The sequence below is a fragment of the Bradyrhizobium sp. ISRA442 genome, assembly GCF_038085055.1.
GTDB lineage: Bacteria > Pseudomonadota > Alphaproteobacteria > Rhizobiales > Xanthobacteraceae > Bradyrhizobium.
In genome coordinates this window covers 65,702-81,681 of sequence record NZ_JALGCN010000026.1, presented here as the reverse complement: position 1 = coordinate 81,681, position 15,980 = coordinate 65,702, and the positions used below count along the sequence as shown (strand labels likewise).

Sequence of the window (15,980 nt, the reverse complement as noted above, 5' to 3'; positions counted from 1 at the left end):
CGCCACGGCGGCCTTTCACCTTTCCACGCGCCTCGCTCGCTTCGACGTTTTTACCGAAGCACCGCGAAGCGCTGTTCGGGCTACTCAGGTGATTTCACGGACAACGTCCGAGGCCACCGTCAGTGCGATTTTCCCACCCGCCGGCGTACCGCGCGCGAGCGACTCGGCAAAGTTCTTGATCTGCTTCAATGTCGCCTTCGGTGGCATTGGTGGCTCGTGCGGATCGACGACCGCCTCGACCAGGACTGGGCCACGCGTGTTCAGCGCCTGGCGCAGAACCTCGCGGCAGCGCTTCGGATCATCGACACTGAAGGCATTGACGCCAAAGCCGCGCGCCACGGCGACAAAGTCGATTGGCTGGAGCTCGCAAACGTATTCGGGATTGCCCAGAAATACCATCTGCTCCCATTTTATCTGACCAAGCGCGTTGTTCTTGATCACCACGATCTTCACGTCGAGGCCATACTTTGCGCAGGTCGCAAGTTCACCCATCAGCATGGTGAGGCCGCCGTCACCTACAAATGCAACGACCTGCCTACCCGGATAGGCAACCGCTGCGGCAATCGCGTATGGCAAGCCACAGGCCATGGTCGCAAGATTGCCCGAGCAGGAGAACATCATGTTTCCGCGCATCACGAGATGACGCGCGATCCAGGTCGTAATCGTTCCGGAGTCGGTTGACACGATTGCGTCGTCGGCAAGGAGCTTGTCGAGTTCGTATGCGACGACTTCCGGCTTCATCGGCTTGTCGTCACGTGTGCCCCGTTCGGTCATCAGCTCGCTCCATTCCTTCATGCCGACTTGGGCCGTTTCCAGGAAGGACCGATCGTCCCGGTAGTCCAGCCGGGGCAGAAGCGCCTGAAGCGCCTTGCCGGTGTCGCCGACCAGGCCTGCCGCAACTGGATAGCGCAGGCCTATCCGCATCGGATCGAGTTCGATTTGCACCGCCTGCGCCTGTCCCGGCTTGGGATAAAACTCGATGTACGGAAACGCGCTGCCAGCGATCAGCAGCGTGTCGCAGCCCTCCAGCGCCTCCTGCGCAGGCTTGGTGCCAAGCAGGCCAATGCCGCCCGCCGAGAACGGACTGTCGTCGGGAATCACCCCCTTGCCCAGCAATGGCTTGATGACAGGCGCCGCGAGACGCTCAGCCACAACCAAGACCTGGTCACGCGCCTCAAGCGCGCCGCGTCCAGCGAGAATGGCCGTTTTCTTGCCGGCATTGAGGATCGCAGCAGCACGGCCGAGCTGTTCGTCGCTCGGAGCCTGTGCAGAGCGGGCCATCAGGTCCGAAACGTGATGGGCGACGTTACGCTCCGACTTCTTGTCGGCGCTCACTGGTTGAGCCTGCATATCGACTGGCACTGTGACGTGCGAAACGCCGCGATAGGCGAGCGCGGAACGACAGGCCAGCTCCATGACATTCTCAACATGCTGAGGTCCCATGATGCGGCTGTTATAGACGCAGACATCCATGAAGAGCTTGTCCAGTTCCACATCCTGCTGGGTGAAGGTGTGAAGCAGGTCATGAAACTGGAGCCCCGTGATGGCGAGGACCGGCTGCCCATCGAGTTTGGCGTCATAGAGACCATTGAGAAGATGAATGCCGCCGGGGCCGGAGGTTGCAATGCATACGCCAAGCCGGCCGGTCCACTTTGCGTAGGCGCAGGCGTTGAACGCCGCAGCCTCTTCGTGACGTACCTGAATGAATTTGATCCGGTCCTGGCGTGTGCGCAGCGCTTCGATGATTCCGTTGATCCCATCACCGGGAAGGCCAAAAACAGTGTCCACGCCCCAGTCGAGCAGCTTCTCGACCAGGACGTCTGATGCAGTAGGAGATGCCATGGGACCTTATCCGCAATTTCAACGTCGCCCGTCGATGGAAGAACGGATCGTAGCCGAGAGCGTTCCTACCAACCTTCGACGGGGACGCCGATGTCTTTGATTCCATGGAACTCCCCGATGCCCCGCGCGGTTTGCTCGGCAGTGGCCTGATCGCCCCGCCGTCGCTTTACAAGCCAGCCAGGGAGGATGACGAGCCGGATGCCAGGTGAATTTCGAAACCGCACGGTTGTGATTACGGGGGCATCCGCCGGCGTGGGACGGGCCGCCGTTCATCGGTTTGCGCGAGCAGGCGCAAGGATCGGACTGATCGCCCGTGACGAGGCTGCCCTGACCGACGTGAAAGACGAGATCGAAAGGCTTGGTGGAAGTGGCTTTGTGGCGCCGGCGGACGTTGCGGATGCGGACCAGGTTTTTGCCGCGGCGGATGCCATTGCCCGGCAACTCGGACCGATCGACATCTGGATCAATGATGCGATGGTTACCGTCTTCTCGCCGGTCTGGGATCTGACGCCGGAAGAATTCCGTCGCGTCACCGATGTCACTTACCTTGGCGTTGTCCACGGCACGATGGCCGCGCTCCGCCACATGCGTCCGCGCAATCGCGGCTCAATCATTCAGGTCGGCTCGGCCCTGGCGTTTCGCGGCATCCCATTGCAGGCCGCCTATTGCGGCGCAAAGCACGCCATCCGCGGGTTCACGAATTCCCTTCGCACCGAACTCATCCATGCGCGCTCCCGCATCAGAATCACGATCGTGGAACTGCCGGCCGTCAATACACCGCAGTTCGATTGGGCACGCACCCATATGAAGCATCAACCCCGTCCGGTACCGCCGGTCGTTCAGCCGGAAGTGATCGCAGACGCGCTCTACCGAGCAGCCCTGCGCCCCGCGCGGGAATATTGGGTCGGCTCGAGCACGCTGGCCGTCGTCCTTGGAAACATGCTGGCTCCCGGTTTGTTCGATCGCTACGTCGCGGGAACGACCGTCAGCGGACAGCAGACCAGGAAGCCCGTCGCGCCTTATCGCAAGGACAATCTTTTGGAGCCAATCCGCGAACTGCATCGCACCCGTGGGAGCTTTGGAGACGAATCCCGAAGTAACGCGATTGTGGCTCGCGGCACTGTCGCCCGCATAGCACCGGTCGTTGCATGCGGGGCTGCCCTCCTGACGCTTGGCCTGCTGATCCGGTCTCATTCGCGCGGAACGTTGCGCACACGGTACAACTAGAGGCTCCGTCACGAACTCGCCCAGTGTGTGATCTGGGTGAAACCGCCAAGCGTCGCGCCATATACGACCTGGGCGATCAAGGTGCTCAAGGGTGTATGGTAGCCGTAGTTCATTGCGAGGAAACCAGGCGGCTCGAGCTGCCGGATCGAGCTCGCGGAATGGTATTCCGACGCCATCCGAGGATGCACGAACGGCAACAGAGGCAGCGCGCACGTCAGGAGAAACACGCCGTGCACAAAACCGGCGAGCGCTCCGAACCACCAAGTGTAAATCCGAACACTCGAAAACAGCAGGAAATAGATGAATGCAAACAGCCATCCGCCGATCACATAAACGGTGAACCCGGCGATCACTGCACGTCCACGCTGCCCCGTAAAAAAAGTACCGATCAGCAATGGCAGGCTCAGTCGCGAAAATCCGAGACCGCGGCTGGCCTCCAGAATAGACGTCATCACCAGGGTCGCGATCAGCGCCCATAGAGGCAAATACAAGGAAGATCCGTTCAGCGCGCTCACTGGCCGGCTCTCCGACGGGCCCGCTCGATTGCCAGTGCGGAATAGATCAGCCCGACATGGGTGAAGGCTTGAGGATAGTTGCCCAGCGCTCTTCCGGAACGAGGTTCTATCTCTTCACCAAACAGGCCGACGTCATTTGCAAATCCGCACAGACGATCGAAGCGTTGCACCGCTTCCTGAACAAAATCGCGCTCCGCCAGGTGAACGACCGCAAAGAAACTGACGATCCCGAAGGCGCCTTCCCTGCTGCTGAGACCATCATATCCCGGGCGATATCTATAGAGCAGGCCGTCGCAACCGAGTTCCTTCTCAAGCAGGTTGTAGGTTGAGACCATTCGCGAGTCTGATGCACGCGTGTAGCCGAAGCAAATGAGCAATAGCATCGCCGCATCGATCTCCGCTCCACCGAGCTCTGCTGTGTAACTGTTGAGCTCTGTGCTAAACCCTCGCGCTTCGATACATTCGGCGATTTCCGCACGCGTCCGGCGAAACCGGTTTTCGCGAGATCCAATATCGATCGCTCCCCGGTCGTGCAGGGACATCAGCCTGTCTAACGCCACCCAACACATGGCTTTTGAGAATGTATATGGGCGACGTGATCCCGGGATCTCCCACATGCCGTTATCCGGCTCTCGCCACCGCTTGCAGATCACGTCGCCGAAGCCGACGAGCATTCGCGCCTCCAATGGGCTCAGTTCACTGCCCGAGGCAGCAAAGATATGCGCGGCGGCGATCACCTGACCGTGTACATCAAGCTGAAGCTGCGTGATCGCGTCATTTCCGACGCGAACCGGGGCGGTGTTCAGATAGCCGGCGAGCCAATCAACGGTCCATTCTCGCAAATTTGAGCGTCCGTAGACGTCATAGAGGCTGTTCAGATTTGGTCGCGTCAGGCGCGTGGCGTGCAGCAACCAGCCCAGATATGCCGACGCCTCCTCATGAAAGCCCAAATCGACCAGCGAGCTCATGGTCAGTCCCGCGTCTCGAAGCCAGCAGTATCGATAATCCCAATTGCGCTCGCCACCGATCGCCTCCGGAACGGATGTGGTGGGTGCTGCGATAATCGCGCCGGAAAGGCAGAACGTCATCAGCTTGAGCATGATGGCACTTCTCAGCACAGCATCTCGCTCACGCCCCTGGAAATTGCAGGCCCTGCTCCAGTCGCGCCACCACGCGATCGTGTCATCGCAGCGAGCGTCGGCGTCAGGGCCGACCGGGGCGATTGTACCGACGTCGCGCTCGACATAAGAAATGCTGAAATACTGGCGCTCGCCCACTGTCGTGCGGAACGCTGCCTTCAGCATTGCTCCATCATAGAGCAGATCGACGTTGCTGTTGAGGAGGAGCAGCTCATCCGCGCATCCGCAGCGCCACACGGCGTCGGTCAGCTTACGGATCGGAGGTCGCGCGCGCCCATAGTGCGGTCGCGGCGCGAACTCGATGTCTAGGTCGACAGAGCCTGCGACGCCCTCAACAATGCGCAGAATCTCACGCATGGGTGAAAGGGACCCTACGCTGTCCGAGATCGGACAGAGGTCGATCAGCCGCACAATGCCGCTGTCCGTTGCAAACGTCGTTTCGAGCACGGCTGTCGCGTGCACATAGTGGCGTTCGACAACAAATGATGAATGTGGCTTGATGGAGAAGTGACCGGCGGCCGGGTCAAGCAGGCGGGCAAATGCACTCGGGCTGGAGAAGTTCGGCAAGCACAACCAATCGAGCGACCCCTCCCGCGAGATCAGGGCGGCCGTTCTGCAATCGCCAATAATGGCGTAGTCCTTGATTTCCGGTTGATGGATTTCTCCAGCACGTGACGTCTGCCGGTTCAATGTCGATCTCCGGCGCTTGATGTCGTTTGGACCAAGGCCTTGTGGTTCTGGCTCGGTTGCGCCAGGACGCCACATGATCCGTAAAAATTGACGCCGCCGAGCTACTTTGGTTCCCGACGTACGAGGCCCATGTGCGCGAGAAGATGCGGGCCAAGCTCGTCCACCCGGCTCACACCCAGCAGGCCCATCGCATCCAATGCCTCGATCTTGAGGATTTCGAGAGCGCGGACGGCACCTGCAGCCCCGGCAGCGCAAAGGCCGTACAGAGGTGCTCGCCCCACCCAAACCGCGTCGGCGCCCAGCGCGCAAGCCTTGAGCATATCGGTCCCTCGCCGGATGCCGCCTGACATATAAAGAGCCATCTTTTGGTCGACGATATCCCGCGCCACCGGCAGGAGATCGAGCGGCGAAATCGTCCAGTCCAGTTGGCGACCGCCATGGCTGCTCAGCACAACTCCATCCACGCCGCTGTCGAGCGCGCGGCGCACATCATCGGGACAGAGAATGCCCTTCAGGATGAAAGGCTTCTTCCAGCGCTCGCGTATTTTTGCGACCGTGTCCCAACCGAGCGAGGTCGGTTGATGCATCCGGATCCAGCTTGAGGCAGCGAAGAAGCTGCGCTGATCCCTGGGCACGAACTCGATGATGTTGGCAAAGTTCGGCAGCCCGTGCGACAGCGGATTTTCGGCAAACCAGAGCGGATGCGTGAGGCTTTCGAGGGCTGCCGACGCCGAAAGCCGCTTCTTCCCGATCTGATTGCGGCGCTGCCACTCGCGGTCACCGAATATCTGGGCGTTAGTCGTCAACACAAGAGCTTCGCACCCGACGCGTTCGGCACGGCGGAGGAGTTCCTGCCATATCTCATCGCCGCCGAAGACATAGAGCTGCCACCAGTGGCGTACGCCAGGTGCGGCGCGGGCCACCTGCTCCATCGTGTCGTTCGACATCGTGCTTTGGACAAATGGAACGTTCGCACGCAGCGCGGCCTGGGCCAGCGCGCTATCACCATGAGTGCGGAGGATGCCGTTGAGGCCAGTGGGTGAAACCACCAGCGGCATGGCGGCAGAGCGGCCAAGAATACCGGTCGCGAGCGTGCGACGAGAGACGTCGACCAGCGTCCTGGGCATGAAGCGCCAATCGGCAAAGGCATGCCGCTCACCAAACATCGCGGCCTCATCTTCTGCGCCGCCTTCGAGATATTCGAGTGCAAAGCGCGGTAGCCGCTTGTGGCTCATCGCGCGCAGATCGGAGATGGCAATCGCTCGCTGTGGGTTGAAGCCGGTGTAGTACCGCCGCGAGGGTGTATCATTGAGTTGCGCCAATTGCGTATGGCGATTTGGCTCGTGCCCGATCGGATCCCCCCGGCGCGCCAACGCGACGCCGGCAACGGCACCCGCGAAGCCTGCAAGAGCACACGCCAACAGGCGAGCGAGGTCATGATCCATGATGCGGTGGGGAACAAACCTGTCCAAAGCCTGCATTGGAGCCTCGATCACGCGCGTGCAGCCAAAGCGACCGAATGCGGGAAGATCCGTCGGCGCACTGACGCCGCCCATGATCTGTCGTCTTCGCGAACGCCGTGGCGAAGCCCCTTGCAATCGCCGCTCGGTCGAGGGACTTCTCAGTCCGGCCGCGGGCTGCAGCGTCTGCTTTTGACAATTGTCCGCCGGCTGCTTTGGTTCCCCCTTGGAGGATTCGCGATCGGGCGAGGCCGCCGCAATAGTTTGATTGACCCCACCTGAGGAACGCGGTGAACGCGCTCATGAATTCGCCCGCCATGCTCGCGCCGCGTGCCGTTGACGTCCGGACCAGGGGCGCTCGTGGCTTCCTCTGGACTGATATAGATGTCCGGCAATGGCGGCGGTTTCGTCGTCCCGCTTGTGCATCGAAACACTGTGCACCCCTCCCGATCAGCTACCGCCGCAACCGAAGTGATCAGCGCAAGCTGCTCCTCGTCGTAGATCGGTGAAGCAGCAATAGTGATATTGTCGATCAAGGGCTGCGATCACCTGATGAGAGCAAATCCGCGGAACTGGAATCTGACACCGATCGTCTTGCGACGCTCGTCTCGAAGCATTATTCGTCCTGATCGCGGTGATACTCGTTGCGCTGAAGTATACGAAAACCGAACCAACCCCAATTGACGCAGTGGCGCTGGATGAGACTATGGTCGTTGAGATCCATCGCTTCCACAAGATCCATCTGTTCGCCTTTGCCGGCATCGCGCGGATATTCCCAGACCCGTCGCTTGCCATCGGTGAGGTATCCAGTTCGATAATACTGGCGCACCGGAGGCTTTCGGATCGCAAGGGGGTCGAACAGGGGCTGCATCTCCTTGTGCCCACGCAGATACCCTCTTTCGATGCCCAACAGATGCGGTACAGGTGGGCTTTCGAACCAGACCATCCTCGGCATAAAGTGCAAGGAGGCCACCCGCATCGTCGTGAGATAGCGCATCATTCCAGGCAAAGTACATCCGTTCGACCGGCGTCGTAGGCTGTGACTAAATTCCTCGGCAGTGCTCGGTCGCCCCCTTTCCTGCAATTGACCACGAGGTTAGCTGTTAGAAGTCGCCTTCCCGGACGTAAGGCTGGGCCCACAGAGTTGCCTGGAGGATCATCGATTTCCACCAGGCATCATACATCCGGTTAACGATATCGGGAGGATGTCCGTTCTTGGCCAGGAACGGCCTCATCGGCACGATGATCGTCGCGCAGAATGCGAGCAGGTCGCGCGCGCGGATGTGGCCCAGCGTGTGTCCGTGGTCCGCCTTGTTCTTCTTGGAGCGATGATGTCTCAGTCCGATTTCGTACTGATAGTCGAGCCAAGCTTGGTCATATTTGGCCCGGGCCGTGTCGATCACCCATTGGCCAAATCTCCGTGCGACTGCCTTTGCATACTCCGCGTCGACTTCGTGCGTTTTTGGATCTTCGTCATAAGCGCGAAGATGGGGGTGATCGAAGATGACGCCACGCCAGACTTTGAGCAAATCTTCAACCTGGTCGGCGAGGATACGCTCTGACATGCGCAGGTAAACAACGTCCTCCTCCGAAAACAGAGCCGATTTCTTCAACTCTTCCCATTCCTCGAGGGAGATCGGCGATTTGGCCACCTTGTCGGTTCCGTAATCATAACCCGGGATCTTCTGTTGTTTGCCTGGGGCATCCATCGTTGATCCTCCTTGTTGTTCGACGGAACGATACACGATTGCCCCAGCCATTCCTTTTCGGGCTCTTCGACCCGAATTGCAGCGACAGAGATGCCACGTCTCCGGCGGATCAGGTTTTTGGCAAAAGCCTCGATGCAGGCCGCCATGTGCGGGCCGAACGCCCGGAGGTTCGGGACGTTGCAAAGGAGCGGCCATCAAAACGGGATACGTGATCTCCAACTGATGCAGGCCTCCAATTTGGAGCGGCCTTGCCCGAGCCGTTTTGAGTTAGCCCGCATCAGGAGGAACAGGTTGAGGCGATCCATGTTGGGTACGGGTGTCGCGGTTGTCAGGCGCACCTGGCTATTCAGGCACGATTCGAATGCCCACTGGGCCAGACCTGAAGATCGACTACCATCTTTGAAGCGACACACCCAATGGAGGATACTCGAATCGCGAGGTGGCGGGCGATGTTGGAAACGCAGCTTTTTGAGGGCCTGTGATTCTGTGATGATGGCTAATACGTCGCGTACTCTCGTCGATGTTGTCGCCGATGGACTCGTGCGCCATGGCGTTGAGTTCATTCTGGGACAGAGCGTGCCGACCGCGTTAGTGCTGGCCTGCGAAGATCGCGGTATCCGCAACATCACCTATCGCCAGGAGAATGCCGGCGGAGCGATTGCCGACGGGTTCGCGCGCGTCTCCGGCCGCGTGCCGGTCATGATCTGCCAAAATGGTCCCGCTGCGGCACTCGCCGTCGCCCCGTTTGCTGAAGCCATGAAGGCAGGAATACCCATCATCGCCATCATGCAGGAAGTGGACCGGTCGCACATCGGCAAGAACGCTTTTCAGGAATATGATCACAAGGCGTTGTTGGGACCGGTGACCAAGTGGTTTCATCTCGTCGAAAGCGTTGATGGCATTGAAGATCATCTCGATCGGGCCTTCATCGCTGCCACGACCGGCAAGCCGGGCCCGGCTTGCCTTATGCTTCCCGTCGATCTGCACAAGGCGCATCTGGACGACGGCCGACATCGCAAGATGCGGTTCGGCACCTGGCCGCTCGACCGATCACGCCCCGACGATGGTATCATCCGCGAGGCGGCGCGGCTCATCGACTGCGCTCGCCTCCCCATCGTGATCGCTGGCGGCGGGGTGCACGGATCAAATGCGTGTGAGGCGCTGCTTCGCTTTGCCGAAAAAGCTGCTGTTCCTGTCGCGACGACCAGCATGGGCAAGGGCGCGATTCCCGAAACGCATCCCCTCGCCATGGGCGTCATCGGCAATCTCACCGGCCCGGCTGGGCTTGGCAGGCAGATCAAGCCGCTCGTAAAGCAAGCTGATGTCGTGCTGCTCGTCGGCAATCGCACCAACGAGGACGGCACCGACCGCTGGTCGCTGATCCCGGACAGCGCGTGTGTCCTCCACATCGATATCGACCCGCAGGAGATTGGCCGCAACTACGAAGCAGTGCGTCTACTCGGCGACGCCCGCGCGACGCTCGATGCGCTCACTGATGCGCTCGGCTGCCACGCGAGAGATCGACAATCGATCGAGCGTCGCGTTGCCGATGCTTGGGCAGCATTCGAGCGCGAACGCGCGCCGCTCCTGGCGGACACCGAGCCCATTCGCGCCGAGCGCGTCCTCAGTGCGATCCAGAAGCGCTTGGGCCCCGAGACGGTGATAGCCGCGGACGCGAGTTACTCCTCGAGTTGGGTTGCGGGCCAGCTTCGAACAAATCACCCCACAACGCGCGTGATTTCGCCTCGGAGCCTTGCGGGACTCGGCTGGGGCTTGCCGCTCGCGCTCGGCGCAAAGCTGGCACGCCAAAATGGAGAGGTCATCGTTGTGGTTGGCGACGGCGGATTTGGGCATGCCTGGGCCGAGCTGGAAACCGCCGTGCGGACCGGCATACGTGTGACCGTCGTGGTGCTCAACAACGGTGTGCTCGGCTATCAAAAAGATGCCGAAACAGCCAAATTCGGTCGTTACACCAGTGCCGGTCATCTGGACCGTGTCGATCACGCCGCGATTGCGCGTGCCTGCGGTGGCTATGGCGAATTGGTCGAGCACGCGCGGGACCTCGATGCGGCATTCGATCGCGCAGCCAGGTCCGACACCGTGGCTTTGCTCGACGTATTGACCGATCCTGGCAGTCATCCGCCGATCGCGCTCTACGATGGAACGTTAGATCGGTTGCAGAAGGGACGCGTGATCCAAGATCCGGTGCCGTAGAGCATTGCTTGGCCCGGATGCACACCCGAGGAACCGACAGGCACGGCATGCTTTAGCGAACTGAGCTATTGGTCTGATCGAGAACTTCTCCGGCACAGCTACGCGATCATGACTTCCAATAAAATTCGGAGGCAGCTCCGATGACCGACAATTTGACGCGTCAGCTTATTGCGGCGCATCTCGTCAATGGCAACATGCGCTCGGGTCATGAGATCGCTCTCAAGGTCGACCAGGTGCTGATGCACGATGCCAATGGTGCACTTTGTGCGCTCCCGAGGCCATGGGCGTTGACCGCGTCCATGTTGAAACCGCGGTCGCCTATATTGACCACCTTGTCGTCGAGGGCGACAGCAGGAACGCTGACGATCATCTCATGCTCGAGAGCGCAGCCCGCAGCTATGGCATGTGGTTCTCGCGAAGCGGCAATGGCATCAGCCATCCCGTCCATCAGCAGTGCTTCGGCATCCCGGGCAAAACGTTGGTCGGCGCGGACTCACATACACCGGCTGCAGGCGCGATCGGCATGCTCGCGATCGGCGCGGGCGGCCTCTCTGTCTCTCTGGCGCTGGCTGGCGAGCCGTTCCATATACCGATGCCGGAGATCTGGGGAATTCGCTTGACAGGCGCGCTTCCGGATTGGATCAGCGCCAAGGACGTCATCCTCGAGCTCCTGCGCCGTCACGACGTATCGGGCGGCAATGGGCGGATCGTCGAGTATCACGGTCCCGGAGTGTCATTCGGCCCTTTAATTGCGGTTTGATGTCAAGTGGTGTCTCCTTTCTTGAAGGCGGTAGCGCTCGACCTGTCGGAGCCCGCCATTGCGTAGACAGGGCGAGCGCGGGTGATGACGATGCCAGTCCGGTTGCGGTTTGGCGTCGTTGGGTCTGATGCCATCGCTGGGGTCATGGTCCTTTCCGAGGTCGCGCAGCGCCTCATGATGATGTCCGGGGCGGACGCCTCAACGTCTGCAGCAGGGTACGGTCGAGCCGCCACCAGCCGAATGAACGAGGTCGTCACAACCACCGTCCCAGCGGGACATCGCTAGTCCGGCGAACCGGACCAGGAGCTAATAAATAGGATCAGGCTTCCTTCGCCTGCCCCCAATGGAACGGTGTGCCATCGACCCAGACGCAGTGGAGGATCACGGCGATCTTGCGGGCGATGGCGACTTTTGCCTTTCTCATGCCAATTCGCTTGGCAAGCTTTATTCCCCAAGCCTTGAGAGAAGACCATTTCTTGGTCCGATAAAGCAGCACCGTCGCCGCCTCGAACAGGTAAGTCCGGAGCAGACGGTCGCCCCATCGGGATATCTTGCCATTGATGTCCGTTTCGCCAGATTGGCTGCGCCGCGGTGTAAGACCCAGATAGGCGCCGACGCTTGATGCCGATCGGAAGCGCGATGGATCATCGCTCGTATGGCGGAACGTCAAGGCAGTCACCACGCCAACACCAGGAACCGTCATTAGGCGACGCGTCGTCTCATCCGACTTCGCCAACTGGCGGACTTCGTTGTCGAATGTGCCTTGTTGCTTGCAGATCTGCTCATGGATCGACAGAAGCGGCGCGATCGCACTGAGGAGCTGATGATCTTCACCCAATAGCTCCCGAACCTGATTGCGGAATTGCAGTCCGATCGCACGGGGGAACAGCAAGCCGTATTCTTTGATGAGACAGCGGACCTGGTTCTCGATATCTCGACGAATGGCTACGAGCCGGGATCTCGCCACGAGTATCGCACGGATCTTCTGACTTTCCTCGCTCTTGACCTTGACTTCTCGATACCAGCCAACCCGTACCAGTTCGGCCAGGCCTCGAGCATCGTTCTGATCGCTTTTGTTCATGCGCACTGACAAAGCCGCGTGCGCATGCCGAGCGTCGATACAGACCACTGGAAGATCGACCCTACGAAGCTCGTGCCACAGCCAACTCGCCATCGCCCCGGTCTCAAAACCAATGCGCTCGGCGTGTGGAGCTCGCTTGCGAAGCAGTGCCGTGAGCGCCCCGGGGTCGGACTTGGCCTTTCCCTCGAACAAGACCTGACCTACCTCGTCGACCACACATACTGACGTTTCTTTCTGCGAGACATCCAGCCCAACAAATTGCTTCATAGCCCCTCCGATTCGTAAGATTGCGGAAGGCTTGAAGATAGCGGACCTTTCGTGCCGCGGGCGCCGACCGCAATTACGTCATCGTCTGCAATATGACCCCCTGAGCCGGGGGATCGGCGTCCAAAATTTGGACGCCGATTGACACGGTAGTGGGATCAGGGGCGCGATTGATGTCCGCGCGAGAGCGGACACTATAGGGGTCCGAATCGGAATCACAAGCCGACATGGCTTACGTGCTAAGTCGCCAGCTTTGCGCCGTGGCATCGGCAAATCACAAGCTTGGCCGGTGAGTCAAAGTTCTGGTTCAACCTTCTAGATTTGTCTCTACTTTCCTGGCGGCACGCTTTACGGCGCCGGCCGCTCTCTTGGCCGCGCGCTTTGAAGCTTCACTCGAGTACCTGGCCGCACGCTTTACGCCACCGGCCGCTTTTTTTGCCGCACGCTTTACCGCTCCAGTTGCAGTTCCAGCCGAGTACTTGGCCGCACGCTTTACGGCGCGGGCCGAACGACGAGCCTTCTTCGCCGGATGGCGCACGAGGCGCCGGACTTGCGTGCGGCCTCGGGCGGTCTGCTTTTTCGCCTTTTTCGCCATTGCTGATCCTCCTACTTGAGGATAATGCGAATACTTGAGGATAATACGAAGTCGCGCAGCGTGGTTCCTAAAATCGGAACAAAGAGCAAGCGCGTGTAAAGTATGCGTTCTTTATCAGAAACCAGCCGAGGACCGGTTTTGGTCCAAAAGTCGGCATGCTCTAGAAGAAGATTTCGGCTCAGCCCAAAAGTCGACATGTGCGCTTTTGTGTGCACTCCCGTACAGGTTCGGATCAATTCGTGGCTCGGCGTAGGCCTGCAGCAGATTCTTGATACCCTGATTGGGCTGCAGCGATGCGATCACCGATCATGGTTGGGGATCCATTCCTCCGCGGTTGAATCCCAATGATGGGTGTCGTCGAAGTGTTTCCAGAGTGGCTGCCTTGGTTCGCTTTCACCCTTCTGTCCTTTTGCATTCAATGTGCTGAGTTGAACGACCAGTGCCCCAGCCATCATCACCCATTCGCGAGCCTTATTTCCGGGGTTCCATTTGGTTGTCGCGAACATCGGATGTCTCCTCCAGAGTAAGAAGCCTTCGTCATCTTAGCATAGCAGGAACATTGGGATGTAAGGTACTTCACAGCAAGCCAACATCTTCGATACAACCTGCGGCGATCCTCGCACGGGTCTGGCGGGGCTGAGCGTCCCTCGATCATATCCTCTCTATCACAATGACCAGACATCATTGGCGAGACGGTAGATCCGCGAACCGGTGACTTGGCGGCCCTGTACATCTCTAAACGACACCGACACGTAGGATTGAGCGGTTCTACGCTCCGCAACGAGCTGGGGCGCTTAGTCTGCCTGCAGTGGACACTGCTGATCGAGGGTTCGGACGGCAGGGGCCGCAATAGCTCCAACGGCCTTGGCGGTCTCGAGAAACTCCGCGGTCGTAAACCAAAGGTTAGTGACACCGACGTTCTCAAGATCGTGGATTGTATATTCGCCACCACGATAGGCGTAGTGACGCGTTTCGCCTGCGGCGTAGGTTGCTTCTTACGACGGGTCCGTCCTCCCTGTATATTCGTGCGCGACCCGCCATGTTGGCAGTCCCGAAATAGTCTAGCACCTGCCGATGAAATCCGATGTGCTCGCCGGGGTAGGATGCACCCAAGGACTTTGAACCCAAAGCTCCTTCGCCCGACAGAACCTGTCCCAGGGGTAAGCGGACGTTTCATGCGTTTGAAGACACTCACGTCGCATTTCCTTACCTGCATCGTGAGCCTCGGCGGTCTGATTAGAGCGCAGCAAGCATTTTCCTACCAGGCAGATGTTAGCGCGAAAGCCGCCATAGTTGTCGATCAAGTTGCCAATCGAGCGGTCAAAGGTGACAAGCTGCCTGCTATGCGAGCGCGGCCTAACGCTCAAAATGGATTACTCGTGCCAAAATCGCGCTTCGGCGCGAATTGCAAGCCGCCGATTGACGTCGTGGGACGCTGTTTCGCCGACGCGAGATTGAACCAGAGCATAGCCTGAGCAGAACCGAATTCCCCTCCGTTCGTTATGCTGTGACCCACCGGCCCGCCGCGGCCGGGTGAATTAGGGATTTGTCCGTTTCAGCGTTTCACCGGATCTACGGGCGCTGACCTTGAGATGTCGCGCAACGGGATTTTCATTGCGAGGCCCGCAGCAAGAACCCGCAGGCGGCGTCACAAACCTGTGGCATGGCCATTGCACAGTCGAGATCAATTGGGATTTCAGCGCTCAGTTTGAGAAGAAAATGCCGCCGGGGACCTGTATTTCGAGCCCAGCAGCGTTCTATTTTCGAAACTAATGAGACAGCCGACAACGTCAACCTTCGGTTCCTTAACCGGCTTAGTGAGCTTGGTCTTCGAGCTCACCACCGTATCAAGAGCATTCCTAATTTGACGGGAGGTGGCCCTGCTCCAACCAGTTCCGACCTTCCCAATGTAGCGCAGTTCTTTCCCTTCTTTCTTGCCAAGGTAGAGCGCGGCAACGCCTGTAGGGTCTTTGATGAAGCCGACGACGGGAAACTTCTCGCGCTGGACGGTCTTCACCTTGAGCCAGGCTTCGGTCCTGTCAGAACGGTACGGCGCGTCGGCGCGCTTGGAGACAATGCCTTCATAATTGAGCTTGTTGGCATGCTCGGACAGCGCGTGGCAAAGCCTACCCGCATTTTCTCCAGGAGTCGCTAAAACTCGGGGTGTAACAGCGTTGCTACGGCTCGGACCAACGCTGTGGGCCTTGTTGAGGAAGGACTCGCTATCGCCAAGGGCATCGAGCAGGCGCTCCGTCTGTTGGCTGCCATCCCGTCCCTCAGCCACGCGAAGAGAGCCCTCGTGTTCGCCTTCGGTTTCTCGGACGGTGCCAAACCAGCCGATTTCTCGCCAGAGCGCGTCCGCATCTCTGTTGACGCAAGCGGCTTCGACTATCGAGGGTTCCTCTTCATGGTCACCAGTCTCATCTTTGGAACGCGCAACCACCGCATCCGTTGAGATTGCATTGACCCGTCAATCGAAAAAGC

Annotated in this window: 12 protein-coding genes; 3 read left to right on the top strand and 9 right to left on the bottom strand. The window is 59.5% G+C overall.

All coding sequences use genetic code 11. From position 1 onward, the window contains the following. Positions 1 to 84 precede the first annotated feature (84 nt). On the bottom strand, positions 85 to 1,842 hold the full coding sequence (locus tag MTR72_RS34455; protein ID WP_280966534.1) for a thiamine pyrophosphate-dependent enzyme: 1,758 nt from the start codon (positions 1,840 to 1,842) through the stop codon (positions 85 to 87). Positions 1,843 to 2,040: 198 nt separating this feature from the next. Between MTR72_RS34455 and MTR72_RS34450 the strand changes: the two genes are divergently transcribed. Continuing rightward, on the top strand, positions 2,041 to 3,069 hold the full coding sequence (locus MTR72_RS34450) for an SDR family oxidoreductase (RefSeq protein WP_280971119.1): 1,029 nt from the start codon (positions 2,041 to 2,043) through the stop codon (positions 3,067 to 3,069). 8 nt (positions 3,070 to 3,077) lie between these two features. Here MTR72_RS34450 and MTR72_RS34445 read toward each other — a convergent pair whose 3' ends face one another. The 5 genes from MTR72_RS34445 to MTR72_RS34425 all read right to left on the bottom strand — a co-directional run bounded on the left by MTR72_RS34445 (position 3,078) and on the right by MTR72_RS34425 (position 8,633). After that, positions 3,078 to 3,584 (bottom strand): hypothetical protein, encoded by a 507-nt coding sequence (locus MTR72_RS34445; RefSeq protein WP_280966535.1) that lies wholly within the window; start codon positions 3,582 to 3,584, stop codon positions 3,078 to 3,080. Then, complete coding sequence (locus tag MTR72_RS34440) at positions 3,581 to 5,413, bottom strand: glycoside hydrolase family 15 protein (RefSeq protein ID WP_280966536.1); 1,833 nt, start codon at positions 5,411 to 5,413, stop codon at positions 3,581 to 3,583. The genes MTR72_RS34445 and MTR72_RS34440 overlap by 4 nt, the downstream gene beginning before the upstream one ends. Before the next feature lie 101 nt (positions 5,414 to 5,514). Next, the gene (locus MTR72_RS34435; protein WP_341511974.1) at positions 5,515 to 6,969 is read right to left on the bottom strand and encodes an alpha-hydroxy acid oxidase; all 1,455 of its coding nucleotides are present in this window, start codon (positions 6,967 to 6,969) and stop codon (positions 5,515 to 5,517) included. Positions 6,970 to 7,489: 520 nt separating this feature from the next. Then, positions 7,490 to 7,873, bottom strand: coding sequence for a hypothetical protein (locus MTR72_RS34430; RefSeq protein ID WP_280966538.1), 384 nt, complete (start codon positions 7,871 to 7,873; stop codon positions 7,490 to 7,492). A gap of 103 nt (positions 7,874 to 7,976) precedes the next feature. Beyond that, complete coding sequence (locus MTR72_RS34425) at positions 7,977 to 8,633, bottom strand: protoglobin domain-containing protein (RefSeq protein WP_341511973.1); 657 nt, start codon at positions 8,631 to 8,633, stop codon at positions 7,977 to 7,979. Between the two features lie 252 nt (positions 8,634 to 8,885). Here MTR72_RS34425 and MTR72_RS34420 point away from each other — a divergent pair, with 252 nt between their 5' ends. Continuing rightward, positions 8,886 to 10,796, top strand: coding sequence for an acetolactate synthase catalytic subunit (locus MTR72_RS34420; RefSeq protein ID WP_341511972.1), 1,911 nt, complete (start codon positions 8,886 to 8,888; stop codon positions 10,794 to 10,796). Positions 10,797 to 11,076: 280 nt separating this feature from the next. Next, positions 11,077 to 11,556 carry an aconitase family protein gene (locus tag MTR72_RS34415; RefSeq protein ID WP_280966540.1) on the top strand — a complete coding sequence of 160 codons (480 nt, stop codon included), beginning with the start codon at positions 11,077 to 11,079 and terminating at the stop codon, positions 11,554 to 11,556. Between the two features lie 319 nt (positions 11,557 to 11,875). Here the strand turns inward: MTR72_RS34415 and MTR72_RS34410 are convergent, their stop codons facing one another. From MTR72_RS34410 to MTR72_RS34400, 3 genes are all read right to left on the bottom strand, one after another. Continuing rightward, positions 11,876 to 12,904, bottom strand: coding sequence for an IS110 family transposase (locus tag MTR72_RS34410; protein WP_280966541.1), 1,029 nt, complete (start codon positions 12,902 to 12,904; stop codon positions 11,876 to 11,878). Positions 12,905 to 13,795: 891 nt separating this feature from the next. After that, complete coding sequence (locus MTR72_RS34405; protein WP_280966542.1) at positions 13,796 to 14,002, bottom strand: hypothetical protein; 207 nt, start codon at positions 14,000 to 14,002, stop codon at positions 13,796 to 13,798. A 1,190-nt stretch (positions 14,003 to 15,192) separates the two neighbouring features. Further along, entirely contained in the window at positions 15,193 to 15,939 is a 747-nt protein-coding gene (locus MTR72_RS34400; RefSeq protein WP_280966543.1) for an ATP dependent DNA ligase, read from the bottom strand. Positions 15,940 to 15,980 lie beyond the last annotated feature (41 nt).

Coding starts and splice junctions, on each gene's coding strand:
- MTR72_RS34455 (WP_280966534.1), bottom strand. CDS start 1,842: ATGGCATCTCCTACTGCATCAGACGTCCTGGTCGAGAAGCTGCTCGAC.
- MTR72_RS34450 (WP_280971119.1), top strand. CDS start 2,041: ATGCCAGGTGAATTTCGAAACCGCACGGTTGTGATTACGGGGGCATCC.
- MTR72_RS34435 (WP_341511974.1), bottom strand. CDS start 6,969: ATGGGCGGCGTCAGTGCGCCGACGGATCTTCCCGCATTCGGTCGCTTT.
- MTR72_RS34430 (WP_280966538.1), bottom strand. CDS start 7,873: ATGATGCGCTATCTCACGACGATGCGGGTGGCCTCCTTGCACTTTATG.
- MTR72_RS34425 (WP_341511973.1), bottom strand. CDS start 8,633: ATGGCTGGGGCAATCGTGTATCGTTCCGTCGAACAACAAGGAGGATCA.
- MTR72_RS34420 (WP_341511972.1), top strand. CDS start 8,886: ATGTTGGGTACGGGTGTCGCGGTTGTCAGGCGCACCTGGCTATTCAGG.
- MTR72_RS34415 (WP_280966540.1), top strand. CDS start 11,077: ATGGGCGTTGACCGCGTCCATGTTGAAACCGCGGTCGCCTATATTGAC.
- MTR72_RS34410 (WP_280966541.1), bottom strand. CDS start 12,904: ATGAAGCAATTTGTTGGGCTGGATGTCTCGCAGAAAGAAACGTCAGTA.
- MTR72_RS34405 (WP_280966542.1), bottom strand. CDS start 14,002: ATGTTCGCGACAACCAAATGGAACCCCGGAAATAAGGCTCGCGAATGG.